Raw genomic sequence first — 24585 nt, 5'->3', positions numbered from 1 at the left:
GGCCGCCCGCCAAATTGGCGGCTGACCTGCGACAGGACCGCATCGCGACGCGAACCGCTCGCCTGGAGCAGCACGAAGAAAGCGAGCAGCAACAGCAGCAAATCCGCAAAACTCACCGCCCAGCGGTTGCGACGGGCAATCGGGGCGGATGTCGCGGTCATGCGACCTCGCGGATCGCGGCGCGGCGCAGCGGCGCATTTTCGCGCCGGGCAATCGCCAGCATCCGGTCGGCGGCCTCGCGCTGCCAGGCCAGTTCGCGTTCCGACAGATCGGCCAGACGCGCGGCGACGGGCGCGGCGATCAGGTTGGCGATGACGACGCCGTAGAAGGTCGTGAGCAGCGCCAGCGCCATGGACGGGCCCAAGGCTGCGGGATCGTCCATGGCGGCGAACATGCCGATCAGGCCGATGATCGTGCCCGCCATGCCGAGCGCCGGCGCGGCGTCGGCGATCGACAGCCAGGCCTTGTGCACGGCGCCATGGCGCTGGGCGCGATCGGCCAGCATTTGCGCAGCCCACAGTTCGAACATGTCGGCCCGGTCGCAATTTGCCAGCTTGCGCGCGGCCTCGGTCAGGAAGGGATTGGCGGTCTTCACCCGGTCGGTGCAGGACAGGCCGCGCAGTTGCGCCACCTGGTCGATCTTCAGCAGGGCGGCGCGCGCCGCATCGCGATCACGCGAGGGATCGGCCGTCAACAGCGGGCGCAGCGCCGCGATCGCGCGACCCAGGGCACCGAGGCCATTCTGAAATAGCGCGACCAACCCGATGCCCGCCAGCATCGCCAGCAATGTCAGCGGATCGAACAAATGGCTGAAAATCGCGATCATGAACCCATAGTCCCCGTCCGTTGACCGACAGGCGGCAACGGCCTGCCGCCGACCGGCAAAAATTTGCCGCCTTTGCCGCTTCACCCCGCAAAGGCCCTGTTTTCCTGCGATTGCCGCCTTGCCGATGCGTCACCCACGCAAATTGGCACGGCTCTTGCTGCTCACAGGCTGGATCACCCGCAGGAGACGCCATCAGGCATCAGAACGGCGGGACACCGGAAACTTTAAGAGCGAAATTTGAGCATGTCGGTCGAAGACAATCTGTTCGGGATACATGGAAAGGCGCTGGCGCTTCGTTCGCAGCGCCTGTCGCTGCTCGCGTCCAACATCGCCAACGCCTCGACCCCCGGCTACAAGGCCCGCGACATTGATTTCGAGGCCGCGCTCAAGGAAGCGACGGCGCAGTCGGGCGGTTCGGCCACCAACATGTCGAAGGCCGTCGACGACGCCATGGGCTATCGCGTGCCGCTGCAACCCAGCCTGGACGGCAACACCGTCGAACTGAGCACCGAACAGACCCTGTTCGCCGAAAATGCGGTCAAATATCGCACCACCCTCTCCTTCCTTGAGGGTCGGATCAACACCATCAATCGCGCGCTGAAGGGAGAATGAGCATGAGCGGATCTGGCGCCATGAACATCTTCGACATCGCCGGCCGCGCCATGAGCGCGCAGCTGGTCCGCCTGAACACCACCGCCTCCAACATGGCGAACGCCGGCAATGTCACCGGCAGCGCCGAGGAAGCCTATCGCGCGATCAAGCCGGTTTTCACGTCGGTCACCGACAGCCCCGGCGTATCGACGGTCAAGGTGTCGGACGTCGTCACCACCAAGGCCGAACCGACCAAGCGCCACGATCCCAACCATCCGCTGGCCGACGCCAATGGCGATGTGTGGGAAGCGGCGGTGGATAGCAATGCAGAGCTGGTCGACATGATCGAGACCGCCCGCATGTACCAGAACAACGTCCAGGTGCTGAACACCGCCAAATCCCTGATGCTCGAAACCATAAGGATCGGCAAATGACGACGACCTCCACCGTCACCGACAGCAGCGGTCTTTCGGTCTATAACCCGAACGCGACGGTCGGCACCGGCAATGCGACGATGGACCAGGCCAGTTTCCTGACCCTGCTGACCGCGCAGATGCAGTATCAGGATCCGTTCGAACCGGTCGACAATGCCGAAATGGTGTCGCAGATGGCCACGATCACCAACTCGTCGGGCATCGCCGAGATGAACGCCAATCTGGCATCGATCAAGGAAGAGCTGACCGGCACCCGTCTGGGCGACGCGGCCAGCTGGATCGGCAAGTCGATGCTGGTCCAGAGCAATGTCGCCGTGCCCGACGCCACTGGCTATTATGCAGGCCAGATCAGCTTCGCCAACGCCACCACCGGCGCCAGCGTCGATCTGGTCGATGGCAGCGGCAATGTCGTCAAGACGATCGACCTTGGATCGCAGGCGGCGGGCGACGTCACCTTCTACTGGGACGGCAAGGATGATGCGGGCGAAACCGTCTCGACCGAAGCGCTCCAGGTCAAGGTCAATGGCGCGACCCCCAGCAAGGTCGCGACCTGGGCCACCATCGCCGCCGTCCAGTCACCCGCCGACGGTTCCTCGTCCAAGCTCATCACCGCGCTGGGCAGCTACAGCCCGACCGATGCGCTGAGCCTGATGTAATTCCCTCTCAACCTGTCCTTTTCACCCAAGGAGCAACGCCATGTCCTTCTATGTTTCCCTTTCCGGCCTCAAGGGCGCGCAGGCCGACCTGTCCGCCATCTCGAACAACGTCGCCAACGTGAACTCGACCGCTTTCAAGAAGAGCGAAGCCCAGTTCGGGGACATCTTCGCCGCCGCGCCGATGCAGACGACCCATCAGGTCGCCGGCCAGGGCGTGCGCGTGCAGGGCATCACCCAGCAATTCACGCAGGGCACGATCGAAACCACGGACAAGACGCTGGACATGGCCGTCACCGGCGAAGGCTTCTTCACCGTCAAGGGCGACGACGGCACCGTCAGCTACACGCGTAACGGCGCTTTCGCGGTGGATGACGACCGTTATGTCCGCGACACGACCGGCTCCAAGATCCAGGTCTTCGCCGTCGATATCGACACCGGCGAACTGACCACCGCGCCCACCTCCAGCAGCACGCCGTCCGACCTGACCGACCTGCAAATCCCGACCACCTACAAGGGCGAAGCCGACGGCGCGCAACTGACCAGCGTCGGCGTGTCGAAAGAAGGCCTGGTATCGGCGGTCTATGCCGATGGCAGCACGGCCTATCTGGGCCAGGTCGCCATGGCGTCTTTCAACAGCCTGGAAGGCCTGCGTCAGCAAGGCGATGCGCACTGGTCCTCGACCGTCGAGAGCGGCAACGCGATCCTGGGCACCGCCAATCAGGGCATGTTCGGCGCGGTCAACTCCGGCTCGCTGGAACGCTCCAACGTCGACATCACCGACGAACTGGTCGCCCTGATCGCCGCGCAGCGCAATTTCCAGGCGAACAGCAAGGCGATCGAGGCGGCGAACACATTGACCACCACCATCGTCAACATCCGCAGCTAAGCGGCCTGGCGCGGGAGTAGAAGGAGCAGCCCATGGACCGGCTCGTCAACACGGCCCTTACGGCAATGCGCGGCGCAATGGCGCGGCAGGCGTCGATCGCGAACAATCTCGCCAACGCCAACACCATCGGCTTTCGCGCCGAGGTCGCCAATGCCGAGACGCGCTGGATCAAGGGCGACACCTTCGACACCCGCGCCCAGGCCTCCGAACAGGTGATCGCCGCCGACATGGCGCAAGGCGCGGTCACCGAAACCGGCAATCCGCTCGACCTGGCGCTGAACGGCGATGCCTTGCTCGCCGTTCAGGCCACCGATGGCGGCGAAGCCTATACGCGCCGCGGCGACCTCAAGGTGTCCGACAGCGGCCTGCTGACCACCGGCGACGGCCTGCCCGTGCTGGGCGAAGGCGGCCCGATCGTCCTGCCGCAGATGGACAGCGTGTCGATCGCCCAGGACGGCAGCATCTGGGGCGTGCCGCAAGGCGGCGACCCCGCCAATCCGCAGCAGGTCGACAAGCTGAAGCTGGTCAATGCCGCGGGGTCCAGCATCGCCAAGGGCAATGACGGCCTGTTCCGCGAAGTGAATGACGGCGCCCTGCCCTCCGACCCGCTGGCCACCGTCACGTCGGGATCGCTGGAGGGATCGAACGTCAATTCGACCCAGGCGCTGATCGACATGATCGAGGCGAGCCGCGCCTGGGAAACCCAGGTCAAGATGATCGATACCGCCAAACAGATGGACGACGGCGGCGCATCGCTGATGCGCCTCGACGGCTGAGGCATATGGTTAACATTGGCACGCATCTTGCTTTGAATGAGGCATGAGCACCCGGATGGGATGCCGCACGGAGATTGAACGATGAGCAACGCCGCCCTTCATGTCGCCCGCACCGGCCTTGACGCGCAAAACACGAAGATGCGCGTCATCGCCAACAACCTGGCGAACGTCAACACGACCGGATTCAAGAAGGACCGCGCCGATTTCGAGACGCTGGCCTATCAGCAGATCGTGCAGGCCGGCGCCAATTCCGATGCGGAAAACAAGTTCGCCACCGGCCTCAACCTGGGATCGGGCGTTGCCCTGCAAGGCACCAGCAAGGTCAACACGCAAGGCACGCTCAACCAGACCAACAATACGCTCGACATGGCGATCGAGGGGTCGGGCTATTTCCAGGTGCAACAGCCTGACGGCTCCATCGCCTACACCCGCGCCGGCAATTTCAGCGTCACCGCCGAAGGCACGGTCGTGACCGGCGACGGCCTGCCGCTGATCCCGCAGATCACCGTGCCCCAGGGCGCGACATCGGTATCGATAGGCAATGACGGCACGGTATCCGCCACGCTTCAGGGTGAAGCGGAACCGAGCCAGCTGGGCCAGATCGAACTGGCAAGCTTCATGAACCCCTCGGGTCTTCAGTCGGTCGGCGGCAACCTGCTGGTCGAAACCGCGGCCAGCGGCACGCCGCAGGTCGGCGTCGCGGGCCTCGAAGGCCGGGGCGTCATCCGTTCGGGCTTTCTGGAAACATCGAACGTCAACATCGTCGAAGAGCTGGTCGACATGATCGAGACCCAGCGCGCCTATGAGGTCAACAGCAAGATGATCAAGGCCACCGATGAAATGCTCCAATATGTAAATCAGAATATCTGAGCCAGATGATGCGCCTGTCCTTCGCCGCCATCGCCGCCGTCTCGCTGATCGCTCTTGCCGCCTCGCCCGTCGAGGCGCGCAAGAAGAAGCGCGAGGAAGAGCGCGAATATTATGCTCCGGCCGTCGTGGCCCCGCCGGCCGCGCCGGCGGCCAACGGATCGATCTTTCAGGTGTCGATGGGCTATACGCCGCTGACCAGCGGCGCGCGCGCAACCAGCGTGGGCGACATCATCACCATCGTCCTGGTCGAACGCACCCAGGCGAGCAAGAGCAACAGCGCCGACACCAGCCGCAGCGGATCGCTGGGGCTTAGCCCGCCGACGACCGGCGTGCTGTCCAAGCTGTTTTCGGCCAGCGATGTCGCGATGGGCGGCAATAACAATTTCGCCGGCAAGGGCGCGGCGACCCAGTCCAACGCCCTGTCTGGTGAGATTACCGTGACGATCGCGGAGGTGTTTCCCAACGGGACGATGCGCGTGAAGGGTGAAAAGGCGCTGACGCTCAATCGCGGCGATGAATTCATCCAGATCAGCGGCCTTGTCCGCCAGGCGGACATCAGCCCCGACAACCGCATCGCCTCCACCCGCGTCGCCGACGCCAAGATCATCTACAAGGGCAAGGGCGAGATCGCCAATGCCAGCCGCCAGGGCTGGTTGCAGCGCTTCTTCTCCGCGATCAGCCCGTTCTGATGGAGACCCGGACCGCCATGATCCGCCTGTTGCGCTTCCTCCTCCCCCTGTTCGCGCTGGTCGCGGCGCCCGCCGCCCATGCGGAACGGATCAAGGATCTGGGCAATTTTCAGGGCGTTCGTCCCAACCAGTTGACCGGTTACGGCATCGTCGTGGGCCTCGCGGGCACAGGCGACGACAGCATCGAATATGCGACCCAGGGCATGAGGGGCGTTGTTTCGCGCTTTGGCCTCACCCTGCCGCAAGGCGTCAACCCGGCGCTCAAGAACGCGGCCGCAGTGCTGGTGACGGCGGACCTTCCCGCCTTCTCCAAGCCCGGCCAGAGGCTGGACGTCACCGTTTCCGCGCTGGGCAAGGCCAAGTCGTTGCGCGGCGGCACGCTCATCATGACGGCGATGCGCGGCGCGGATAACGAGATTTACGCCATGGCGCAGGGCAACCTCGCCGTCGGCGGCCTGGGCGTATCCGGCGCGGATGGCAGCCAGGTGTCGGTCAACATTCCCTCGGCCGGCCGCATCCCCAGCGGCGCCACGGTCGAACGCGCGGTGGCCACCGGCTTCGACACCGCGCCGACCCTGACCTTCAACCTGGCCGAAGCGGACCTGACCACCGCGCTGCGCGTGGCCGACGGCATCAACCGCACCTTCGGCGATCGCCGCGCTCGCGCGATGGACGCCGTGTCGGTCGCCATCGACGCCGAACCGGGTGCGGAACAGCGCATCCTGATGATGGGCATGATCGAAAATATCGAGGTTTCCCCCGCCGACGCCCCGGCCAGGGTGATCGTCAACGCCCGCACCGGCACGGTCGTCATCAACGGTGCGGTCAAGATTCATCCGGCGGCCGTGGCGCACGGGAAACTGACGGTCAGCGTCAATGAAGCGCCGCGCGTGGTCCAGCCCGCACCCTTCAGCGATGGCCGCACCGCGACCGAGCAGTCGAGCAGCATCAGCATCGACGAACAGAAAAAACCGATGATCAATTTTAAAGGTGGAGCGTCGCTGACCGATATAGTGAAGGCGGTGAACGCCATCGGCGCGTCCCCGGCGGACATGGTCGCGATCCTCGAAGCCTTGAAACAGGCGGGCGCGATGAAGGCGGATCTGGTGGTGCTATGATGCAGGTAACGACAAACTCTTCCGCCGGCGCGTCCGGCGTCGGCGCGCCCAACAAGGCGTCGCTCGAAAAGGTCGCGCAACAGTTCGAGGCGGTGTTCCTGCGCCAGATGATCGGCGCGATGCGCTCGGCCAGCCTCGCCGAGGGCATCACCGATTCCAGCGCCACCCAGCAGTTTCAGGACATGGCCGACGCCCGCACCGCCGACGCCATGGCGAACAAGGGCGCGATGGGCATTGCCGAGCTGCTCATCAAGCAGTTCGGCGCGCGGGTGCAGGACGCCCCCTCCTCCACCGCGCCTGACGGCCCGGCGCCGGCCCAAGGCGCATGAGCGACCTCTTCATCATCGGTGCGTCAGGCACCAAGGCCTATCGCACCGCGATGGCGGCGATTTCGGAAAATATCGCCAACGCCGGCACCGACGGCTATGCCCGTCGCACGGTGACGACTGCGGAATCCGGGGCCTCGACGGCCACCATGTCCCTCTACATCGCCCGCGCCAATTTCGGCGGGACGCAGGTGATGAGCGTCGATCGGGCGACCGATCCCTATCTGGATGCGGCCATGCGGACCACCGGCACGGCGCTGGGCAGCGCCACTGCGCGACTGCGCTGGCTGACCGACGCCGAAACGGCGATGAACGACAGCAGCACCGGCATCGGCCAGTTGATGACCGGCATGTTCCAGAATATGGAAAAGCTGGCGGCCAGCCCGACCGACACGTCGCTGCGCGTCACCACGCTCGACAGCATCAGCCGTGTCGCCCAATCCTTCAACCAGACCGCCGCGGACCTCAAAAATGTCTCCGCCGGCATCGCGACCGAAGCCACGGCCCAGGTCGATCTGGTCAATCGCTCGCTCTCCGCCCTGGCGGACATCAACAACAGCCTGCTGCGCGCGCAGCCGGGCACGTCGGCCTATGCCCAGTTGCTCGACAGCCGCGACGCGGCGTTGCAGGGTCTTTCCGAAAATCTGAACGTGACGATCAGCTTCGGCGCGCATGACAGCGCGACGGTCAGCTTTGGCGGACAGACGCTGGTCAGCGGCGACACCGCCGCCAGCCTGGCGGTCGCTGCCAATGACGACGGGACGCTGGCGTTCAGCCTGGCGGACGGCACGGCGCTGACCGCCCCGGCCAGCGGCATATTGGGCGGCCTCTCTTCCGCCGCGCAGACGGTGACGGACCGCCGCGCCAGCCTCGATACGCTGGCCGAACAATTTGTCACCGACATGAACGCCTGGCACGCCCAGGGCGTCACCGACGGCGGCGCGGCGGGCGCCCCCCTGCTCTCCTATGGCGGCGGCGCGGCCAGCGTTTCGGCGCTGGTCACCGATCCCGCCGAACTGGCGCTCAAATCCTCGGACGGCACCCTCAACGGCAATCTGCTCAAGGTCACGTCGACCCTGCGCGGCAATGGCAGCGTGGAGCAGGCCTGGACGTCGCTGGTGGCGACCCATGGCAATCTGCTGGGCGCGACCAAGGCGGAATATGACACCGCGTCCAGCCGCAGCGACCAGGCGGTCGCCGCGCGCGAGGCGGTGAGCGGCGTCGATCTCGACATGGAAGCGGCGGACCTGCTGCGCATCCAGCAAGCCTATTCGGGCTGCGCCAAGGTGTTGCAGATCGCCAAGGAAACCATCGATTCCATCCTCAACATCATCTGACCGGCAAAGGGCTGACCCATGGTAGGCATCACGAACAAGATCATGCTCGCCGAAATGCGCCGGCAGCAGAAATTGTCGCAGAGCATCGTCGACGGGCAGACCGCCATTTCGACCGGCATCACGCTCAACAAACCCTCCGACAATGCGCTCGCCTGGGTGCAGGTGTCCGACATCGGCCGCGCCCAGGCGCAACAGGCCGCCTGGCAGGCCAATGTCAGCTATGGCACCACCCGCGCCGGCAATGCGGAAGCCAATCTGTCGGAAATCAACAATCTCCTCACCCGCGCGCAGGAACTGGTGACTTCGGCCCGCAACGGGTCGCTCAACGACACCAGCCGCGCCGCGATCGTCGAGGAAATGTCGACCATCCGCACCACGATCGACGAAATGCTCAACCAGACCGACTATCAGGGTACGCCGGTATTCGATGACGGGCAAAGCACGCTCGTGCCGGTCAGCCGCGGCCTTAACCTGGCGGTCGTCGGCACCCGGCAGGACGTGTCCGAAGGGATCGACGTCGGCGGCACGCCCATGTCGATCGACGCCATATTGGCGGCGAGCATCAGCGCGATCGAGAGCGGCGACGACGCCACCATCGCGACCTCGCTCGACGGGGTGAAGGCGGCGCAGAGCCACATCACCATCGAACAGGCCCGGCAGGGCGTGCGCAGCGACCGGCTGGAGGTGATCGGCACGCGTCTGACCGATGTCGACATCGACCTGACCGAACGGCGCGCCGACCTTGAATCGACCGACCTTCAGGACATCATCTCGCGCGTCCAGTCGCAGCTGCTGCAGCTGGAAGCGGCGCAGTCGGCCTATGCCCGGATCAACCAGCAGACGCTGTTCGATCTCATCAGTTAAACGCCGCTGAAAAAGGCCCCGTCGTCCTAAAGCGAACGCTAACCAGTCCGTATTAACCAGAAAGGACCGGCGCTCTCGCAGCGCTGATGAAGCCACCGCCTCTCAGGCGCAACTTTCGGGGATTTTCATGTTCGCAATCATCGGCCTTGTCGTGCTTCTGGGCATGGTGTTCGGCGGCTTCATCTTCACCGGCGGCGACATCGGCCCGGTCCTCCACGCCCTCCCGCACGAAATGATCATCATCGGCGGCGCTGCCGTCGGCGCGCTCATCATCGGCAATTCGGGGTCGGACCTCAAGGCGCTGGGCGGCGGCCTGGCCAAGGTGTTCAAGGGACCGGCTTACAAGAAGCAGGATTTCCTCGACTGCATCTTCCTGGTCTCCAAGCTGATGAAGACGCTGCGGGTCGAAGGGCCGGTCGCGCTCGAACCCCATATCGAAGATCCGGCCAGTTCCACCATCTTCTCCGAATATCCCAAGCTGATGAAGGACAAGACGCTCATCCACCTGATGAGCGACACGCTCCGCCTGGTGGTCGTTTCGTCCGGCACGCTCGATCCGCACGCGGTCGAGGAGGTGATGGACAATGCGCTCAAGACCCATCACCATGAATCGCTCAAGCCCGCCGACAATCTCCAGGGACTGGCCGACGCCCTCCCCGCGCTGGGCATCGTCGCGGCGGTGCTGGGCGTGGTCAAGACCATGGGTTCGATCGACCAGCCGCCTTCGGTGCTGGGCGCGATGATCGGTTCGGCGCTGGTCGGCACCTTCCTGGGCGTGCTGCTCGCCTATGGCATGGTCAATCCCTTCGCCAATCGCTGTCGCGCGGTGATCGAGCAGGACGGCGCCATGTATCATGTCGTCAAGCAGATCATCATCGCCTCGCTGCACGGCCACCCGCAACCACTGGTGATCGAAGCCGCCCGCTCCAGCCTGGTCCATGCCAACCAGCCCGGCTTTGCCGAGGTGTTTGACGGTATGCGGGGCAAATAAGCCATGGCCGAAAAAAAGCGCGGCGCGAACGAGCCCGAACCCCGGCCGATCATCGTCAAGAAGATCATCGTCGAAGGGCATGGCGGCCATCATGGCGGCGCCTGGAAAGTCGCCTATGCCGATTTCGTGACGGCGATGATGGCCTTCTTCCTGCTCATGTGGCTGCTGGGCGCGACGACTGAAAAGCAGCGCAAGGCGCTGGCCGATTATTTCACGCCGACCCTGGTCGAACTGAAGATGGCGTCGGCCGGATCGACCGGCCTGCTGGGCGGCGACAGCCTGACCGGCAAGGAAAATTATCCGACCACCGGCGGCGCGGGCAATTTGTCCATCACCATCCCGCGCGACGCCACCGGCACCAAGGACCAGGGCGGCAAGGCGATGCGGGCGGCCGACCGACAGAAATTCGAATCGATCAAGAAGGATCTGGAAGCGCGCATGAACCGCAAGGGCCTTTCGCGCCTGCGCAAGAATGTCCGCTTCACCGAAACCCGCGAGGGGCTGCGCATCGACCTGATCGATGAAGCGGATTTCGCGATGTTCGCCATGGGCACCGACCGTCTCGTCCCCGAAGCGCGCGCGCTGGTCGGCGAGGTCGCGACCGTCCTTCAGACCATGCCCAACCCGCTGATCATACGCGGCCATACCGACGGCCTGCCCTATGCGTCGGGTCGCACGATGAATAATTGGCGCCTGTCATCCGCCCGTGCGGAAACGACGCGCCAGACGCTGTCGGACAGCGGCATCGGCAACAGCCGCTTCGCCCGGATCGAAGGCGTGGCCGACCGCGAACCGTTCGTGAAGGACGACGCCTATGATCCGCGCAACCGGCGCATGTCGATCATCCTGGGCTGGACCCGCGGCGGCGGCGGCGCGGGCGAAGACGAGGATATGGACGAAGCGACCAAGGCGGCAATCAAGGAACGGGATGATCCGCAGCGCGTCGCGCAGGAACAGGCGAAGAAGCTGGACATGGGCGGCACCGGCCTGCCCGCTGGCGTCGAACTGCTGAACCCGCCCGCGCCGGGCACCTCCAGCAAACCGGGCAAACACTGACAGGCGCACCGCTTGCTGGATCATCCAGGCCGAGTTCACGGACCGTCGGCAAAAGGGAATGGCCACGCAGCCGCCAGCTTAGCCGACCCAACCGTCACGCCCGCGTTAGCCTGCGGCCGCCCTTAGGGCTGCGGCGGTGATGGGGTGATGGAGAGACATTCCCCTCTCTTTCAAGGGAGGTGAAGACGTCAGTCCACACATGCGCGCCGCCAGCGTCAGACCGCCACGGCGGCCCGCGCCACCAGCACCGGCACGCCATCGCGCATCGGATAGGCAAGGCCCGCCGCGTCCGACACCAGTGCCTGCCGCGCCGCGTCCCAGCGCAGCGGCGTGCGGGTGACGGGACAGACCAGCTTGTCCAGCAGCCATGGGTCAATCGGGGCGCCCCCGCTCACTGCACCATCCCTCACTGCGTCGTCCCTCACTGCATCGTCGCCCCGCCATCGCGCTCGATCCGGCCGACGATCTGCATCAACTGGATGATCCGCTCCGACCGTTCCGACAGGCTGTCGGCCTCCAGCAGCGTCTGCTTGGCCGCCGGGTCGAAGGGCGCGATCTGGGCGATGCCGTTGACCAGCGCCGTATCGTCCAGCCGCGACACCGCGGTCCAGTCGACCACATAGCCCAATAATTCGGCGAACCGCCGCGATTCCTGCTCCAGTGCGGCGCGTTCCACCGCGGCCAGCACCTCATCCTCCTGCGGCGCCTGCTCAACGTCCGCCTCGACCTGGCGGAACTGGGTCGCGACCGGCAGTTCGCGCACCAGCCGGAACCGGGCGAGTCCGGTCAGGATGATGTTGAAACACCCATCATCCAGCGCCTCGATATGGCTGACATGGCCCAGGCATCCCACATCATAGAGCGGCGGCACCGGACCGCCCTGGCGCGGCTGGATCATGCCGATGCGCCGGTCGCGCGCCATGACGTCATGGATCAGCGCCCGATATCGCGTCTCGAAAATATGCAGCGGCAATTCCATGCCGGGGAGCAGAAGCGCCCCGGACAGCGGAAAGATCGAGACGCGCGAGAGTGGCATGGGATCAGGAAAAGAGAATCTGCGACAGCTTGCGCCGCTGCGCCGCGACCCAGGGATCTTCCAGACCGACCGCCTCGAAAATCTTGAGCAGTTGCGCGCGGGCCGCGCCGTCATTCCAGGCCCGGTCGCGCCGCACGATTTCCAGCAGCGCGTCGGCGGCGGCATCGCGGTCGCCGTTCGACATCAGCCCCGCCGCCAGTTCGAAACGCGCGGCATGATCGTCGGGATCGGCCGCGACCTTCGCCTCGACGTCCGACAGGTCGGCCACCGGCCGGGCGTCGCGGGCCAGCGCGATGGCGGCGCGCGCCTGGTCGATCGCGCCATGCCGGGCGATGTCTTCGGGCAGCGCGGCCAGCGCCGCTTCCGCTTCGTCCAACTGCCCCATCGCCACCAGCGCCCGCGCCTGGCCGCTTGCGGCCTCGGCATTGTCGGGCGCCATCTGGACGATCTGGGTAAAGACCGACAGCGCGCGCTCATGCTCGCCATCGGCCAGCATTTCCTCGCCCATGGCGATCAGCGGCGCGACTTCCTGCGCCAGCGCCTTGTCATCGGATTCGATCGGCAACTGGCCCAATAGCTGGTCGAGATATTGTTTCAGCTGGCCTTCGGTCCGCGCCTGGCTCAGGTCCGCGACCGGCTGGCCCTGGAACACGGCATAGACGGTCGGGATCGACTGAACGCGGAACTGGCTGGCGATGAAGCCATTTTCGTCCACATTGACCTTGACCAGCTTGACGCCCTTGCTCTCATATTCGGCGCAGACCTTCTCGATCACCGGCGCGAACTGCTTGCACGGGCCGCACCATTCGGCCCAGAAATCGACCACCACCAATTGGGTGCGCGAAGGCTCCACCACATCCTGGCGAAACGCCTCCACGGCCGCCTTTTCGGTGTCGCTCAGTCCCAGGGTCGCCACGCTTTCATCTCCTGCCAATGCGGTCCAACTCGCCGCCGTCATACAGCGCCTTATGTGGGGCGTCACCCCCATGGGACAAGTCGGGCAAGGATTGAATCATGGTCGAAGGAGGCCGATCGGTGCGCTGCAATTTCAGCCCGCACTCCCGGCCTGCACTCTAAACCCGCGCTATTAGAAGGTGTAGCCGATGCCGACCACACCGACCCACTGGTTCTTCGACCCGGCGATGGCGACGACGGGCGAATCCGCATAATCGCCCAGCATCCGCGAATAGCTGCCGGCGGCGAACAGCGCCCAGCCCTGGCGCAGGTCGCCCGACAGCGACTTGCCGCCCGCCAGGCTCAGCGACACCCGCTTGAAGCCCGAACCCTTGCCGGCGTCCGCATAGGCGGGCAGGCCACTCGCCATCGATTCCTCGGGCGTGATGTCGAAATAGGTGCGGCCATATTTCTTGCCGACATATTCGGCCGACAGCCCCAGCCCGACAAAGGCGGTGCGCGACAGCGGGGTCATATATTCGATCTGCGGCGTGACGACATAGCTGTCATGCGCCCCGGCCACGTCCTTGGCCACCGCGACGCGCGCGGACAGCATGTCGTAAGGGCTGGTGATGACGCCGGTCTTGCCGATGCCGACGAAGCCGCCGACCTCCACCGCAATGTCGCGCTTGCCCAGCGCGCGCACGGCATCGTCCTTGATCGCCTTGCGACTGGACCGGTCGAACCGAGCAGTGACCATCGGCCCCAGTTCGAAATCCCATTCCGCCCCTTGCGGATCGGCGATGGCGTCGACGTAGAGCGACGCCCCGCGCGTCCAGAAGCTGTGATCCTTCACCTTGCCGCGCACTTGCGGCAGCGGCAGGACGCGATAATCGTCCGACCCTTCGTAGCTGGGGACGATGGCGACACCCGCGCCGACGGTCAGGCTGCTATGCTGTTCTTCTTCCTGCGCGGATGCGGGCGCGGCGATGGGCAGGACGGCGACGATGGTCGCGCCCAGGAGGCGGCGGAGGCGATGCATGAAAAACCCTGTTCGTAGCGTGGCGTTCACGACAACAATGTTTCGAACGGCTTAGAGGTTCCCCGCCATCGACTCAGAGGAAATATTTGAGCCGGATATCCTGCTCCACCGCGCCGCCCGTCACAGCGAAACTGGCCGAATGGAAGCTCGGCGCGCCGAAGCGGATCGCGGGATTGCGCGAAAAGCCCACCCCTTCCCGCGGGATGCCGGCAAAGGTGTCCAGCTTGCCATTGCCGTTTTCGTCATGGATGATGGCGATGGCGTAACTGCCCGGCGCCAACTGGCCCAGCACCACCGGGCCGTCCGACGCGGGAACGGCGAAATGCCGTTTGTCGGGATCATGGCTGCAATCGGGAAAATAGGCCGCCGAGCGGGTGATGCAGACCAATATCTGCCCCTTGGCCGAGCGCAGTCCTTCCAGCGCCATGCTGAGCGGCTGGCCCTGGCTGACGGGCGCCGCGCCCGGCAGCGCCGCCATCGCCAGACCCAGCAGGATCGCCTTCATGCCCGTTCTTCGGTAAATGCGCCCAGTCCCTTGTCCGTGCCGCACAGCCGATCCCAGAAGCGGAAATACAGGCCGTAATTGCAGGCGTAAAATTCATGATGGCGCTGATGATGACTGGCGGTGATCAGCCATGCGCCGATCGGCCCGCGCACCATCCAGCGCGGAAACATCTCCCATCCCATATGATTGCTGACGCCCATCACCGTCATGATCGTCAGCACCACGCCCAAAGCGGCGACATGGATGGGGATCAGGAAGACCAGCGCCGGGACGACCACCGCGCCGGTCAGCGCTTCCCAGGGATGAAAGCTCATCGCCGCCCAGGCCGTGGGCGGCCGGCTGGCATGATGGACCGCATGGGCGATGCGAAACAGCTTTGGCCGGTGCATCCAGCGATGCGTCCAGTAAAACCATGTGTCATGCGCCGCGAGGTAGAGCAGCACGGAAACCGGCAGCCACCAGAGCGGATAGCTGTTCACATCCTCATATATTCGCGTCCAGCCCCGCGCCTGCCAGCCCCAGGCGACCACGCCGGCGGGCACGCCATAAATCAGCGCCGACAGCAGCGACCAGCCGATTTCGCGCCGCATCTGCCGTTCCAGCCCGCGATACAGGCCAGGCTGGCGCACCCGCGTCGCCAGCGCAAAGCCGCCGCTCGCCAACAGATAGCGTACGCCGACAATGGCGCTCATCGCCAAAGCGGACAGGATGATGGCTGCGACCATGAAAACGCCTATACGCAGGATGTTGCGCCGGTGAAAGCACCCAAGCAAGGCCGGGGCGTGGGAAGGCCCAATAAGTGGGAAGCGGACGACCGCCGACCTTCCTTCCACCGCCGGCCCATCCAGTGCGGCCATCGCGCCGATCGCGAACGCGCGCTTCGGTTCAGGTCCGGGGCCGCGCCTGGCGATAGCTGCCCAGCATCCGCACCCATTTGGTGTGAAACTCCAGTTCGGCGAGCGCGCGGTCGACCGCGGCGTCGCCGGGCATCCCTTCGATGTCGCAATAAAATTCGGTCGCGGCAAAGCTGGCCCCGCGCTGGTAGCTTTCCAGCTTGGTCATGTTGACGCCGTTGGTGGCAAAGCCGCCCATCGCCTTGTAGAGCGCGGCGGGGACATTCTTCACCTCGAACAGGAACGTCGTCATGACCGGCCCGACATGGGCGACCGGCGTCCGCGGTTCGCGCGCCAGCACCAGGAAGCGCGTCATATTGTCGTCGCTATCCTCGATATTCTCGGCGATCAGGCGCAGGCCATAAAGCTCCGCCGCCAGATAGGGGGCGATCGCGCCTTCGCCCGGCGTCTTGCGTTCCGCCACCATCGCCGCCGCGCCCGCCGTGTCGGCATAGGCGACCGGCTGGATGTTCCGCTCGCGCAGATAATGGCGGCACTGGCCCAGCGCCTGGGGGTGGCTGATCGCGCTCCTCACCGGCGTCGTGTCCGGCGCCATAAGGCAGTGCCGGATGCGCAGGAAATATTCGTCGACGATATGCAGGCCCGATTCGGGCAGCAGGAAATGCATGTCCGCGACGCGGCCGTGCAGGCTGTTTTCGATCGGGATGATCGCCCGCATCGCCTGTCCGCACCGCACCGCGTCAATCGCATCCTCGAACGCGAAACAGGGCAGCGGCACGCAATCGGGCGCATAGCCCAGCGCGGCGAGATGCGAATTGGCGCCCGGCGCGCCCTGATAGGCGACGGCGCGGGACGGGTCGGCGGCGGCCTTGGCGGCGAGGTCCGCGACGATCACGCGGGCGGGGGCGGGATAATTTTGCATGGGCGCGTGCGCGCTTAGGATTTCCGCGGCCCCCGCGCAAGCGCCATGCACACGCCAAGTGCGATCGCGCGTCAACCCGACTTGCACCATCGCGCCTCCGCCATTATGGCAGCGCACAAGAGGGGGGCGCGTCTGACAGCCGCCAGAACAAAAGCTAAGGGAAGTCGAGCGAGATGGGCGATCGTTTCAATACCGTGGCGGGCTGGGCTTTGTTTGCGGGGATCATCGCCCTGGGCGGCGCAATCGTCAGCTCGAAATATTTCGAAGATGAGCGGCCCGAACATATGGGCTACGCGATTGAAGGCGTCGAAGCCGAGGGCGAAGCCGGCGATACCGGTCCCAGCCTCAACACCCTGTTGGCCAGCGCGGATGTCGCCGCGGGCGAGAAAGTCTTCGCCAAATGCGCCGCCTGCCACACCGTCAACCAGGGCGGGGCAAACGGCATCGGTCCCAATCTGTGGAGCACCGTGGGTGAACCGATCGCCGTGGGCAAGGCGGGTTTTGCCTTCTCCGACGCGCTCAAGAGCAAGGGCGGCGAATGGACGTTCGAAGCGATGGATCACTGGCTCAAGAGCCCGCGTGAATTCGCGCCGGGCACCAAGATGACCTTTGCCGGCCTGGGTAATCCGGCCGATCGCGCCAACCTGATCGCCTGGCTCAACACCCAGGGGTCGAACCTGCCGCTGCCGGCCGCCGATCCCGAGCCGGCCGAAGCCAGCGCCACCCCGGCCGAGGCGGCGGGCAACGCCACCGAAGCGGCCGAAAGCGTCGAAGGCGCGGCGCCCGCCGGTGCCGCCACCGCTGGCGGACCGGCCACGCCGACGACGGGCGAAAGCGAATAAGCCGGACGAAGGCGCGGTCGCAATCGCGGACCTGACGGGCGCGGATTTGCATGCCGCGCTCGATTCGCGGACGGCACAGCGCGTCGCGATCTTCCGCGACTTTGCCTGTCTTTGCGCGAGCACGCTCGCCCACCCGGCGCGCTGATCATCGGCGCGGCGGCGCAAAGCGCCCAAGCCATATATGTCTCGATGCCGGGCATGGTCAGCGACCCAGACGCCCTGAACCGGAAACCCTGCTCCCTACCCGCCGAGTTGCTGATATTTCAGCCCCATCGCCTGGGCCAGGTGGCGCAGGCGGCGATCCACGGCTTCGCCATAAAAGTCGGCATCGCCCTCGCGCAGATGCAGGTCGATGCGATCGTCATGGCGTTCCAGCCGGGACACCGCCAGCGGCCCTTCGACCCCGCCCGACAGCCGCTGCGCCAGCCGGATCGCCAGACCCCATAGCGCGGCGCGGTGTAGCAGTTCGGGGGTCGCGATGCGTTCCAGCCCCGGCGGCGGAGTCAGGCCGCCACCGAAATGGCTGTGCAGCGCCTGCGCCAGCATCGCCCGTTCGCAGGCGGTGATGCCGACCCAGTTGCTGTGCAGCGCGATTTCCACCCCGCGCTCGGCGCGAAAATCCGGGTTGGCGCGCCAGCTTACATCGGCGAGCAGGCAGGCGGCGCGGCGGATGCGGCGGCCGGCCGCATCATCGTCGGGAAACAGCGGCGCGATCCAGCGGTCGATGCGATCGCCATGGCCGCGAAACCGCGCCTGCGCCTCCCCTTCCGCCTCGGCCGCGATCAGCAACGGGTCATGCTGCCGAATATCGGCGGGCAGGATTTCGTAGAGCAGCCCTTCGCGCAGGCCATAGGCCGACACGATCAGGCTGCTGGACTTCAACTGCCGCACCACCACCGACAACAGCGCGGCGGCGTCCGGCATGGTCGGCACGCGCGATCCGGTCATCGCGGGAATGGCCTTCAGCCGCGCCTTGTCGACATGGGACACGATGCGGGTCAGTTGTTCGGCGCGCGCGGCGGTCATTTCATATTGATGGACGACCGGCAGCGGGAAATCTGTAAGCTGCATGTCGAAGCGCGCCAGCGCGCGCCACGAACCGCCGACCATGTAGAAGGGCAGGCCAGGCTCGGGCCGCCAGCCCGCCTTGTCGAGCATCTGGGTGACATAGCGCTCCAGCGTGCGCGGCCCCTTGGCGCGGATCTGCGGCAGGCGCAGCACGCCCAGCGGCAGCGAAATCGTCTGTTCGACCGCCCCGCCCCGCACCCGCGCCAGTTCCAGGCTGCCCCCGCCCAGATCGCCGACGATGCCGTCCGCGTGCGGAATGCCCGACAGCACGCCCATGGCCGCGCCGATCGCTTCCTGCGCCCCCGACAGCAATTCGACCGTCAGGCCCATCGCCTGCGCGCGGGCGATGAAGTCGGCGCCATTGGTGGCGTCGCGCACGGCGGCGGTGGCGACGCAGCGCACATCGGCCACATGCATCGCGCGGCACAGGCGGGCGAAGCGGCCAATGGCGCGCAGCCCGCGCTCCATCGCGTCCGGCTCGATCGCCCCGGTCCGGGCCAGCGACGCGCCCAGCCCCGCCATCACCTTTTCATTGAACAGGATGAAGGGAATGCGGCGCGGCCCGTCATAGACGACCAGGCGCACGCTGTTCGACCCGATGTCGATGATCGCAGTGCGCGCATGGGCCGGCTCTGGCGAAGTCACCATCTGCTCGGCGACGGCGCGGACGCGGCTCAACATCGAGTTCATCAGCGCTTCAGCCTCCGCTGCGCAGCCGCAAGGTGGGCACGGCGTCGCTGTCCAGCGCCGCGCCGCGCCCGGAAAGCGACGGGTTGGTCATGAAATAACGATGCAGGTTGAACGGCTTGTCGCCCGGTTCCAGCCGGCTGTAATGGCCTTCGCTGTCCAGCGCCCAGCTTTGTTCGGTGTCGATCAGGTTGGCGACCATCACCTGATCGACGATCTGATCGTGCACGGTGCCGTTTTCGACCGGCGCCAGAAATTCGACCCGGCGGTCGAAGTTGCGCGGCATCCAGTCGGCCGAGCTGATATAGACTTTCGCGCCATTATTGGGCAGCGCCTTGCCATTGCCGAACACGGTGATGCGGCTATGTTCCAGGAAGCGGCCGACGACAGACTTGACCCGGATATTTTCCGACATGCCCGGCACGCCGGGGCGCAGGCAGCAAATGCCGCGCACGATCAGGTCGATCTGCACCCCCGCATTGCTCGCCGCATAGAGTTTTTCGATGATCGCCGGGTCGACCAGGCTGTTCATCTTGGCCCAGATGGTGCCGGGGCGACCGGCGCGGACATGGTCGATCTCGTCATCGATCAGTTCGCACAGCCGGTTGCGCAGGTCGCGCGGGCTCATCACCAGCTTTTCCAGCCCCTGCGGTTCGACATAGCCGGTGATATAGTTGAACAGCGCGGCGGCGTCGCGGCTATAGGCCGGATCGGCGGTGAAGAAGCTCAGATCGGTGTAGATGCGCGCGGTGATCGGGTGATAATTGCCGGTGCCGAAATGGCAGTAGCTGCGAAACTGATCCCCTTCGCGCCGGACCACCATCGACACCTTGGCATGGGTCTTCCAGTCGATGAAGCCATAGACCACCTGCACGCCCGCGCGTTCCAGCGCATCGGCCCACATTAGATTCTGTTCCTCGTCGAACCGGGCCTTCAATTCCACCACCGCCGTCACCGACTTGCCCGCTTCCGCCGCGTCGATCAGCGCGCGGATGATCGCCGACTGCTTGCCGGCGCGGTAGAGCGTCTGCTTGATCGCCACCACGTCCGGGTCGCTCGCCGCCTGCTTCAGGAACGAGATGACGACGTCGAACGCCTCATAGGGATGGTGGACGACAATGTCCTTGGCGCGGATCGCGGCGAAACAGTCGCCGCCATATTCGCGGATGCGCTCGGGGAAACGGGGCGCATAGGGTTCGAATTTAAGGTCGGGACGATCCACGTCGACAATGCCGCTCAGGTCGCCGATGCCGATGAAGCCTTCCACTTCGACCACGCTCGCTTCATGGCCCTGAAGCATGTCCTGGAGCATTTCCTCGACCGGCTCGGGAATCCGCTCCTCTATCTCCATGCGGATCACCCGGCCGCGCCGCCGCCGCTTGATCGCGCTGCGGAAATAGCGGACCAGATCTTCGGCCTCTTCCTCGATTTCGATGTCGCTGTCGCGGATGATGCGGAACACGCCGCTGTTGCGGACGCGATAGCCGGGGAAGAGGTCGGCCGAAAAGCGCCGCACCACAGCTTCCAGCGCCATATAGCGCGCCGGTTCGCCGGGGACGCGCACGAACCGGTCGAGCGAGGCCGGGATCATCACCAGTTCGCGGATCGGCTGCTTGTCCGACAATCGCTCCAGATCGAAAACGATCGAGAGGCCCTGATTGGGAATGAAGGGAAAGGGGTGCGCCGGGTCGAGCGCCTGGGGCGTCAGGACCGGGAAGATCTGTGTCATGAAATGCTCGCGCAGCCAGGCGGCGCAGACCGGGTCCATGTCGGCGGACGGACCGATCACCTCCACGCCGGCCCGAACCAGGTCGCCATGTATCAGGCCCCAGACCTTCTGCTGCGCGCGCATCAGCGTCGCGGCCGTCTCGGTGATCGCGGCCAGTTGCTGCGCCGGCGTCAGCCCGTCGGCCGACCGCATGTCGACATTCTGCAACTGCTGCCCCTTCAGGCCAGCGACCCGGACGGAGAAAAACTCGTCCAGATTATTGCCCGAGATCGACAGGAAGCGCAGCCGTTCCAGCAAGGGATGGGCGCGGTTCATCGCCTCCTCCAGCACGCGCTGGTTGAACGCCAGCCATGACAGCTCACGATTGAAATAACGATCGCTGGGCAGCGACAGGTTGGCGATGGGGTCAGCTTCGGCCACAGATTACTCGCGCTGCGCAATGGAGGGATCGGGCGGGACTATAGGCAAGACGCCCGCAGATTGCAGGGCCTCTTTCGCCATTGCGATGGAAATTTTGCGTCCCGATGACAGCGCGGCCCGATCCAGCAGCCGCGTCGCCTGCGCGATCGCCGCATAGGAGCGTTCGATTCGGCGCGCCAGCCATTCGGGCAGGTCGGCGGCGTAGCTGGCGCCGGCTGTGTCGAAACCATGCCGGATGAGCGCGCGGGCAAGCGCCTCGTCCGGTTCCTCGATCGCGACATGGGGCGCCGCCGCCAGGCGCGACCGCAGGTCGGGCAAGGCCACGGCCCAGCTTGCCGGCGGCGTCCGCCCCACCATCAACAGCGGGCGATGATCGGTCTGGGCGGCGTTCCAGGCATGGAACAGGCGATGCTCGTCCATCTGCGTCCCCGACCCGTCGTCCCCCTGCGCGTCGTCAATGACCTCGCCCCCGCTCATCCGCGCGAATTGCCGCGCCAGCGTGGAGCGTCCCGAACGCGGCGGCCCGATCAGCACGCCGACCGACAAGGGCCAGTCGCGCCACCGCTCCAGATGGGCGACGGCAAGGCGGTTGGCATCGCTGACTAGGAAATCGCCTTCGCCAGCGCCCCCAAGTCCTTCGAAAGGGAGGCTGATCTGGCTCATTGCGCGGGCGGCGGCGCCGGTCGCCGGGTGATCCGCAGCGTGGTGCCGGACACCGCGACCTGATAGCCGCGCGCCTGCAAGCCCGCCCGCAGCATGTCGATCGTGCCGTCGAAACTGACCTGCATCACCGATGTGCCGCCCAGCGCCAGGCTGCTGGTCGAAGCCGACCGTACGCCGGGGATGGCGCGGACCGCCGATTCGCCGGCGCCCACCGAACTGACGTCGGGCGTCTCATATTGGACCGCGAAGCTGCCCGTCGCCGTCGCGCCGGGCACCGGCGCATCGACCGCCTCGATCGGCGTCTCGACGGGATTTTCGATCTCCAGCGTAGCGGGATCGACCGGTTCCTCGATGATGAGCGAGGGGTCGGGGCGCAGGCGGCCGTCATTCAGCGCGCTGGTATAAAGCGCGTCGATCCGACGCGCGCCCTCGTCCAGCATCTTGGGGATGCCGCTGTCATTCGACGCGCGCAGCGAAAAACTGCCGATCAGGCTGTTGTCGGGGCCATAGCGCGCGGTGAAGCTGCCGGTGACCGGACCGCCGGGCCAGGCGCGCTGCAACCGCGCGATCGGGATCACCACGTCGGCCGCGCCATATTGGTCGAGCAGCACGCGCCACCACAGCCGCCCGCGCCGCCCGGTCTGGCCGGCATTGAGCAGGATCGGGTCGGCGATCGATCCGGCGACACGGACATAGTCGATCGCGCTTTCCCCGGTGCGGAACCGCGCCCAGGCCTTTTGCCATTCATTGGTGCGCTCATAGGCCACGGCCGATCCGCCGTCCCACAGGACCGGAATGACCAGCAGCGGGGGCGAACGCCGCACATTGCCAGACACGCCCAGCACCTGCCCGGTGCGCGCGCGATCGAACATGATGCCCAGCGTCGCGACATAGCGGTTGGGGCCGTTCTGCTCCTGCTCGATCTCGATACCGGAAATCATCGCTTCCAGCTGCGAATCGGACAGAGCGGGCGCGCCTGCGCCGCCATGGGTGCGGCCCCACAACATCCGCCACGCCTGCCGCTGGGCCATGCGCCAGCCCGCATAGCGCGCGCTGTCGGCATCCTTGGCATAGACGTCGACCTTCACCCCGGTCACTTCGAAATCGCCGCCGCTGGCGATCGGCGGCACGCCGCGTTCCCCCTCCATCTGCGCGAACAGGCCGGCGGCGGCCAGGCCCAGGCCGATGGCGATCATGATCTGGACGGGCCGGGACAGCAGGCGCAACGCGATGCCGGGCTGGTTCGGTCGCAGGGACCGGATCGGGCGGAAGAAGGTCTGGCTCAGGCTCACGCGGCGCCTTTTGCCGCTATTTCCCCGCGCTGCCAAGCTTCCGTTTTCCGCCCCATTGTTCTAGGGGCGCAGATCATGAGCCAGAACGAATCCTACAGCTACGCCAAGGCCGGCGTCGACATCGCCGCCGGCAACGCCCTTGTCCGCGCCATCGCACCCCTGGCCAAGGCCACCCGTCGCCCCGGCGCCGACGCCGAACTCGGTGGTTTCGGCGGCTTTTTCGACCTCAAGGCGGCGGGCTATAACGACCCGCTGCTGGTCGCCGCCAATGACGGCGTGGGCACCAAGCTCAAGCTTGCGATCGACCATGACCGGCATGACGGCGTGGGCATCGACCTGGTCGCCATGTGCGCCAACGACCTGATCGTGCAGGGCGCCGAACCGCTTTTCTTCCTGGACTATTACGCCACCGGCAAGCTGGAGAGCGGCGTGGCGGAGCGGGTCATTGCCGGCATCGCCAACGGCTGCCGCCAGGCTGGCTGCGCGCTGATCGGCGGCGAAACCGCCGAAATGCCGGGCATGTATGCCGATGGCGACTATGATCTTGCCGGTTTCTGCGTCGGCGCGGTGGAACGGACCAAGGCGCTGACCGGCAACCGGGTGAAGGCGGGCGACATATTGCTCGGCCTCGCCTCCTCGGGCATCCATTCGAACGGCTATTCGCTGGTCCGCCGGCTTGCCGCCGACAAGGGGTGGAAGCTCGACCGCCCCGCGCTGTTCGACAATGAAGTGCTGCTGATCGACGCGCTGATGGCGCCGACCCGCATCTATGTGAAGAGCCTGCTGCCGCTGGTGCGCGCGGGCCTCGTCAACGCGCTCGCCCATATCACCGGCGGCGGCCTGCTGGAAAATATCCCGCGCGTCCTGCCCGACGGCGCTCATGCGACGGTGAATGCAGACGCCTGGGACCAGCCGCGCCTGATGGCATTCCTTCAGGCGCAGGGGCATATCGAGCCGCAGGAAATGGCGCGCACCTTCAACTGCGGCGTCGGCATGGTGCTGGCCGTGGACGAAGCCCATGTCTCCGCCGTCACCAAGGCGCTGGAGGATGCGGGCGAAACCGTCCATCGCATCGGCGCGGTCACGGCGGGCGACAAGGGCTGCACCGTCAAGGGCAGCGCCGAAACCTGGAGCGCGCAGGCCGACTGGTCGGCAACGCATCTGGGGTAAGCACAACCAATCCCCCTCCCGCTTGCGGGAGGGGTCAGGGG

The 24585-nt window shown here is 65.9% G+C and carries 28 protein-coding genes; 15 read left to right on the top strand and 13 right to left on the bottom strand.

Features of this window, described 5'->3' with window-relative positions; all coding sequences use genetic code 11:
* Window positions 1–161 (bottom strand): flagellar motor protein MotB (locus C100_RS0125355; RefSeq protein WP_031310180.1); only part of this gene is annotated, 161 nt, incomplete at its 3' end.
* The gene (locus C100_RS44095) at window positions 158–826 is read right to left on the bottom strand and encodes a MotA/TolQ/ExbB proton channel family protein (protein ID WP_024021556.1); all 669 of its coding nucleotides are present in this window, start codon (window positions 824–826) and stop codon (window positions 158–160) included. The genes C100_RS44095 and C100_RS0125355, both read right to left, overlap by 4 nt.
* Window positions 827–1069: 243 nt before the next feature.
* Here C100_RS44095 and flgB point away from each other — a divergent pair, with 243 nt between their 5' ends.
* From flgB to C100_RS44030, 13 genes are all read left to right on the top strand, one after another.
* The gene (gene flgB, locus C100_RS44090; protein ID WP_024021555.1) at window positions 1070–1438 is read left to right on the top strand and encodes a flagellar basal body rod protein FlgB; all 369 of its coding nucleotides are present in this window, start codon (window positions 1070–1072) and stop codon (window positions 1436–1438) included.
* Window positions 1439–1440: 2 nt separating this feature from the next.
* Window positions 1441–1851, top strand: coding sequence for a flagellar basal body rod protein FlgC (gene flgC / locus C100_RS44085; RefSeq protein WP_031310179.1), 411 nt, complete (start codon window positions 1441–1443; stop codon window positions 1849–1851).
* A complete protein-coding gene (locus C100_RS44080) occupies window positions 1848–2507 on the top strand; it encodes a flagellar hook assembly protein FlgD (RefSeq protein WP_024021553.1) in 660 nt (219 codons plus the stop codon). The genes flgC and C100_RS44080 overlap by 4 nt, the downstream gene beginning before the upstream one ends.
* A gap of 40 nt (window positions 2508–2547) precedes the next feature.
* Window positions 2548–3393, top strand: coding sequence for a flagellar hook-basal body complex protein (locus tag C100_RS44075; protein WP_024021552.1), 846 nt, complete (start codon window positions 2548–2550; stop codon window positions 3391–3393).
* A 32-nt stretch (window positions 3394–3425) separates the two neighbouring features.
* Window positions 3426–4169 (top strand): flagellar basal body rod protein FlgF, encoded by a 744-nt coding sequence (locus C100_RS44070; protein WP_024021551.1) that lies wholly within the window; start codon window positions 3426–3428, stop codon window positions 4167–4169.
* Window positions 4170–4250: 81 nt separating this feature from the next.
* Window positions 4251–5039: a flagellar basal-body rod protein FlgG gene (gene flgG / locus C100_RS44065; RefSeq protein ID WP_024021550.1), complete on the top strand. Its 789-nt coding sequence runs from the start codon at window positions 4251–4253 to the stop codon at window positions 5037–5039.
* 8 nt (window positions 5040–5047) lie between these two features.
* Window positions 5048–5728, top strand: a complete 681-nt coding sequence (locus tag C100_RS44060; protein WP_031310178.1) for a flagellar basal body L-ring protein FlgH — start codon at window positions 5048–5050, stop codon at window positions 5726–5728.
* Complete coding sequence (locus tag C100_RS44055; protein ID WP_024021548.1) at window positions 5728–6846, top strand: flagellar basal body P-ring protein FlgI; 1119 nt, start codon at window positions 5728–5730, stop codon at window positions 6844–6846. Before C100_RS44060 ends, C100_RS44055 begins: the two co-directional genes overlap by 1 nt.
* Complete coding sequence (locus C100_RS44050) at window positions 6846–7175, top strand: rod-binding protein (protein ID WP_031310177.1); 330 nt, start codon at window positions 6846–6848, stop codon at window positions 7173–7175. The genes C100_RS44055 and C100_RS44050 overlap by 1 nt, the downstream gene beginning before the upstream one ends.
* Window positions 7172–8509, top strand: a complete 1338-nt coding sequence (gene flgK / locus C100_RS44045; RefSeq protein WP_024021546.1) for a flagellar hook-associated protein FlgK — start codon at window positions 7172–7174, stop codon at window positions 8507–8509. Before C100_RS44050 ends, flgK begins: the two co-directional genes overlap by 4 nt.
* Window positions 8510–8527: 18 nt before the next feature.
* Entirely contained in the window at window positions 8528–9373 is an 846-nt protein-coding gene (locus C100_RS44040) for a flagellin (RefSeq protein ID WP_024021545.1), read from the top strand.
* A 127-nt stretch (window positions 9374–9500) separates the two neighbouring features.
* On the top strand, window positions 9501–10364 hold the full coding sequence (gene motA / locus C100_RS44035) for a flagellar motor stator protein MotA (protein ID WP_024021544.1): 864 nt from the start codon (window positions 9501–9503) through the stop codon (window positions 10362–10364).
* Between the two features lie 3 nt (window positions 10365–10367).
* Window positions 10368–11420, top strand: a complete 1053-nt coding sequence (locus tag C100_RS44030; protein ID WP_024021543.1) for a flagellar motor protein MotB — start codon at window positions 10368–10370, stop codon at window positions 11418–11420.
* A 215-nt stretch (window positions 11421–11635) separates the two neighbouring features.
* Here C100_RS44030 and C100_RS44025 read toward each other — a convergent pair whose 3' ends face one another.
* The 7 genes from C100_RS44025 to C100_RS43995 form a co-directional block, all read right to left on the bottom strand.
* A complete protein-coding gene (locus C100_RS44025; protein ID WP_024021542.1) occupies window positions 11636–11815 on the bottom strand; it encodes a Trm112 family protein in 180 nt (59 codons plus the stop codon).
* A 26-nt stretch (window positions 11816–11841) separates the two neighbouring features.
* Window positions 11842–12456: an LON peptidase substrate-binding domain-containing protein gene (locus C100_RS44020; protein ID WP_024021541.1), complete on the bottom strand. Its 615-nt coding sequence runs from the start codon at window positions 12454–12456 to the stop codon at window positions 11842–11844.
* Between the two features lie 4 nt (window positions 12457–12460).
* Window positions 12461–13372, bottom strand: a complete 912-nt coding sequence (locus C100_RS44015; RefSeq protein ID WP_031310176.1) for a tetratricopeptide repeat protein — start codon at window positions 13370–13372, stop codon at window positions 12461–12463.
* A gap of 171 nt (window positions 13373–13543) precedes the next feature.
* The gene (locus C100_RS44010) at window positions 13544–14392 is read right to left on the bottom strand and encodes a MipA/OmpV family protein (protein ID WP_024021539.1); all 849 of its coding nucleotides are present in this window, start codon (window positions 14390–14392) and stop codon (window positions 13544–13546) included.
* A 73-nt stretch (window positions 14393–14465) separates the two neighbouring features.
* Window positions 14466–14897 (bottom strand): DUF2141 domain-containing protein, encoded by a 432-nt coding sequence (locus C100_RS44005; RefSeq protein WP_024021538.1) that lies wholly within the window; start codon window positions 14895–14897, stop codon window positions 14466–14468.
* On the bottom strand, window positions 14894–15622 hold the full coding sequence (locus C100_RS44000) for a sterol desaturase family protein (RefSeq protein ID WP_024021537.1): 729 nt from the start codon (window positions 15620–15622) through the stop codon (window positions 14894–14896). Before C100_RS44000 ends, C100_RS44005 begins: the two co-directional genes overlap by 4 nt.
* 160 nt (window positions 15623–15782) lie before the next feature.
* Window positions 15783–16673, bottom strand: coding sequence for a prephenate dehydratase (locus tag C100_RS43995; protein ID WP_031310175.1), 891 nt, complete (start codon window positions 16671–16673; stop codon window positions 15783–15785).
* A gap of 173 nt (window positions 16674–16846) precedes the next feature.
* On the opposite strand from C100_RS43995, the gene C100_RS43990 reads away from it, so the two are divergent.
* Window positions 16847–17515: a c-type cytochrome gene (locus tag C100_RS43990; RefSeq protein WP_024021535.1), complete on the top strand. Its 669-nt coding sequence runs from the start codon at window positions 16847–16849 to the stop codon at window positions 17513–17515.
* A gap of 240 nt (window positions 17516–17755) precedes the next feature.
* Here C100_RS43990 and C100_RS43985 read toward each other — a convergent pair whose 3' ends face one another.
* Genes C100_RS43985 through C100_RS43970 form a run of 4 tightly spaced genes read right to left on the bottom strand, consistent with a single transcriptional unit; the run spans window position 17756 to window position 23278 of the window.
* A complete protein-coding gene (locus tag C100_RS43985) occupies window positions 17756–19273 on the bottom strand; it encodes a Ppx/GppA family phosphatase (RefSeq protein WP_024021534.1) in 1518 nt (505 codons plus the stop codon).
* A 7-nt stretch (window positions 19274–19280) separates the two neighbouring features.
* Complete coding sequence (locus C100_RS43980; RefSeq protein WP_024021533.1) at window positions 19281–21419, bottom strand: RNA degradosome polyphosphate kinase; 2139 nt, start codon at window positions 21417–21419, stop codon at window positions 19281–19283.
* 3 nt (window positions 21420–21422) lie between these two features.
* The gene (locus tag C100_RS43975; RefSeq protein ID WP_024021532.1) at window positions 21423–22082 is read right to left on the bottom strand and encodes a chromosomal replication initiator protein DnaA; all 660 of its coding nucleotides are present in this window, start codon (window positions 22080–22082) and stop codon (window positions 21423–21425) included.
* The gene (locus tag C100_RS43970; RefSeq protein WP_235219135.1) at window positions 22079–23278 is read right to left on the bottom strand and encodes a heavy-metal-associated domain-containing protein; all 1200 of its coding nucleotides are present in this window, start codon (window positions 23276–23278) and stop codon (window positions 22079–22081) included. Before C100_RS43970 ends, C100_RS43975 begins: the two co-directional genes overlap by 4 nt.
* Window positions 23279–23449: 171 nt before the next feature.
* Here C100_RS43970 and purM point away from each other — a divergent pair, with 171 nt between their 5' ends.
* Window positions 23450–24544, top strand: coding sequence for a phosphoribosylformylglycinamidine cyclo-ligase (purM, locus tag C100_RS43965; protein WP_024021530.1), 1095 nt, complete (start codon window positions 23450–23452; stop codon window positions 24542–24544).
* The last annotated feature ends 41 nt before the right edge of the window (window positions 24545–24585 follow it).

Source organism: Sphingobium sp. C100, assembly GCF_000508185.1.
Taxonomy (GTDB): Bacteria; Pseudomonadota; Alphaproteobacteria; order Sphingomonadales; family Sphingomonadaceae; genus Sphingobium.
Note: the sequence above shows the minus strand (reverse complement) of the source record. Positions and strands in the feature narration are given on the sequence as shown.

Excerpts from the sequence above, each read along its gene's own strand:
- flgB (WP_024021555.1), top strand. The coding sequence starts at position 1,070 with ATGTCGGTCGAAGACAATCTGTTCGGGATACATGGAAAGGCGCTGGCG.
- C100_RS44070 (WP_024021551.1), top strand. The coding sequence starts at position 3,426 with ATGGACCGGCTCGTCAACACGGCCCTTACGGCAATGCGCGGCGCAATG.
- C100_RS44080 (WP_024021553.1), top strand. The coding sequence starts at position 1,848 with ATGACGACGACCTCCACCGTCACCGACAGCAGCGGTCTTTCGGTCTAT.
- C100_RS44060 (WP_031310178.1), top strand. The coding sequence starts at position 5,048 with ATGCGCCTGTCCTTCGCCGCCATCGCCGCCGTCTCGCTGATCGCTCTT.
- C100_RS44075 (WP_024021552.1), top strand. The coding sequence starts at position 2,548 with ATGTCCTTCTATGTTTCCCTTTCCGGCCTCAAGGGCGCGCAGGCCGAC.
- C100_RS44055 (WP_024021548.1), top strand. The coding sequence starts at position 5,728 with ATGGAGACCCGGACCGCCATGATCCGCCTGTTGCGCTTCCTCCTCCCC.
- C100_RS43975 (WP_024021532.1), bottom strand. The coding sequence starts at position 22,082 with ATGAGCCAGATCAGCCTCCCTTTCGAAGGACTTGGGGGCGCTGGCGAA.
- C100_RS44040 (WP_024021545.1), top strand. The coding sequence starts at position 8,528 with ATGGTAGGCATCACGAACAAGATCATGCTCGCCGAAATGCGCCGGCAG.
- C100_RS44050 (WP_031310177.1), top strand. The coding sequence starts at position 6,846 with ATGCAGGTAACGACAAACTCTTCCGCCGGCGCGTCCGGCGTCGGCGCG.
- flgG (WP_024021550.1), top strand. The coding sequence starts at position 4,251 with ATGAGCAACGCCGCCCTTCATGTCGCCCGCACCGGCCTTGACGCGCAA.
- motA (WP_024021544.1), top strand. The coding sequence starts at position 9,501 with ATGTTCGCAATCATCGGCCTTGTCGTGCTTCTGGGCATGGTGTTCGGC.
- C100_RS43995 (WP_031310175.1), bottom strand. The coding sequence starts at position 16,673 with ATGCAAAATTATCCCGCCCCCGCCCGCGTGATCGTCGCGGACCTCGCC.
- C100_RS43970 (WP_235219135.1), bottom strand. The coding sequence starts at position 23,278 with ATGATCGCCATCGGCCTGGGCCTGGCCGCCGCCGGCCTGTTCGCGCAG.
- C100_RS44020 (WP_024021541.1), bottom strand. The coding sequence starts at position 12,456 with ATGCCACTCTCGCGCGTCTCGATCTTTCCGCTGTCCGGGGCGCTTCTG.
- C100_RS44010 (WP_024021539.1), bottom strand. The coding sequence starts at position 14,392 with ATGCATCGCCTCCGCCGCCTCCTGGGCGCGACCATCGTCGCCGTCCTG.
- purM (WP_024021530.1), top strand. The coding sequence starts at position 23,450 with ATGAGCCAGAACGAATCCTACAGCTACGCCAAGGCCGGCGTCGACATC.
- C100_RS44095 (WP_024021556.1), bottom strand. The coding sequence starts at position 826 with ATGATCGCGATTTTCAGCCATTTGTTCGATCCGCTGACATTGCTGGCG.
- C100_RS43990 (WP_024021535.1), top strand. The coding sequence starts at position 16,847 with ATGGGCGATCGTTTCAATACCGTGGCGGGCTGGGCTTTGTTTGCGGGG.
- C100_RS43985 (WP_024021534.1), bottom strand. The coding sequence starts at position 19,273 with ATGAACTCGATGTTGAGCCGCGTCCGCGCCGTCGCCGAGCAGATGGTG.
- flgC (WP_031310179.1), top strand. The coding sequence starts at position 1,441 with ATGAGCGGATCTGGCGCCATGAACATCTTCGACATCGCCGGCCGCGCC.
- flgK (WP_024021546.1), top strand. The coding sequence starts at position 7,172 with ATGAGCGACCTCTTCATCATCGGTGCGTCAGGCACCAAGGCCTATCGC.
- C100_RS44000 (WP_024021537.1), bottom strand. The coding sequence starts at position 15,622 with ATGGTCGCAGCCATCATCCTGTCCGCTTTGGCGATGAGCGCCATTGTC.
- C100_RS44005 (WP_024021538.1), bottom strand. The coding sequence starts at position 14,897 with ATGAAGGCGATCCTGCTGGGTCTGGCGATGGCGGCGCTGCCGGGCGCG.
- C100_RS44030 (WP_024021543.1), top strand. The coding sequence starts at position 10,368 with ATGGCCGAAAAAAAGCGCGGCGCGAACGAGCCCGAACCCCGGCCGATC.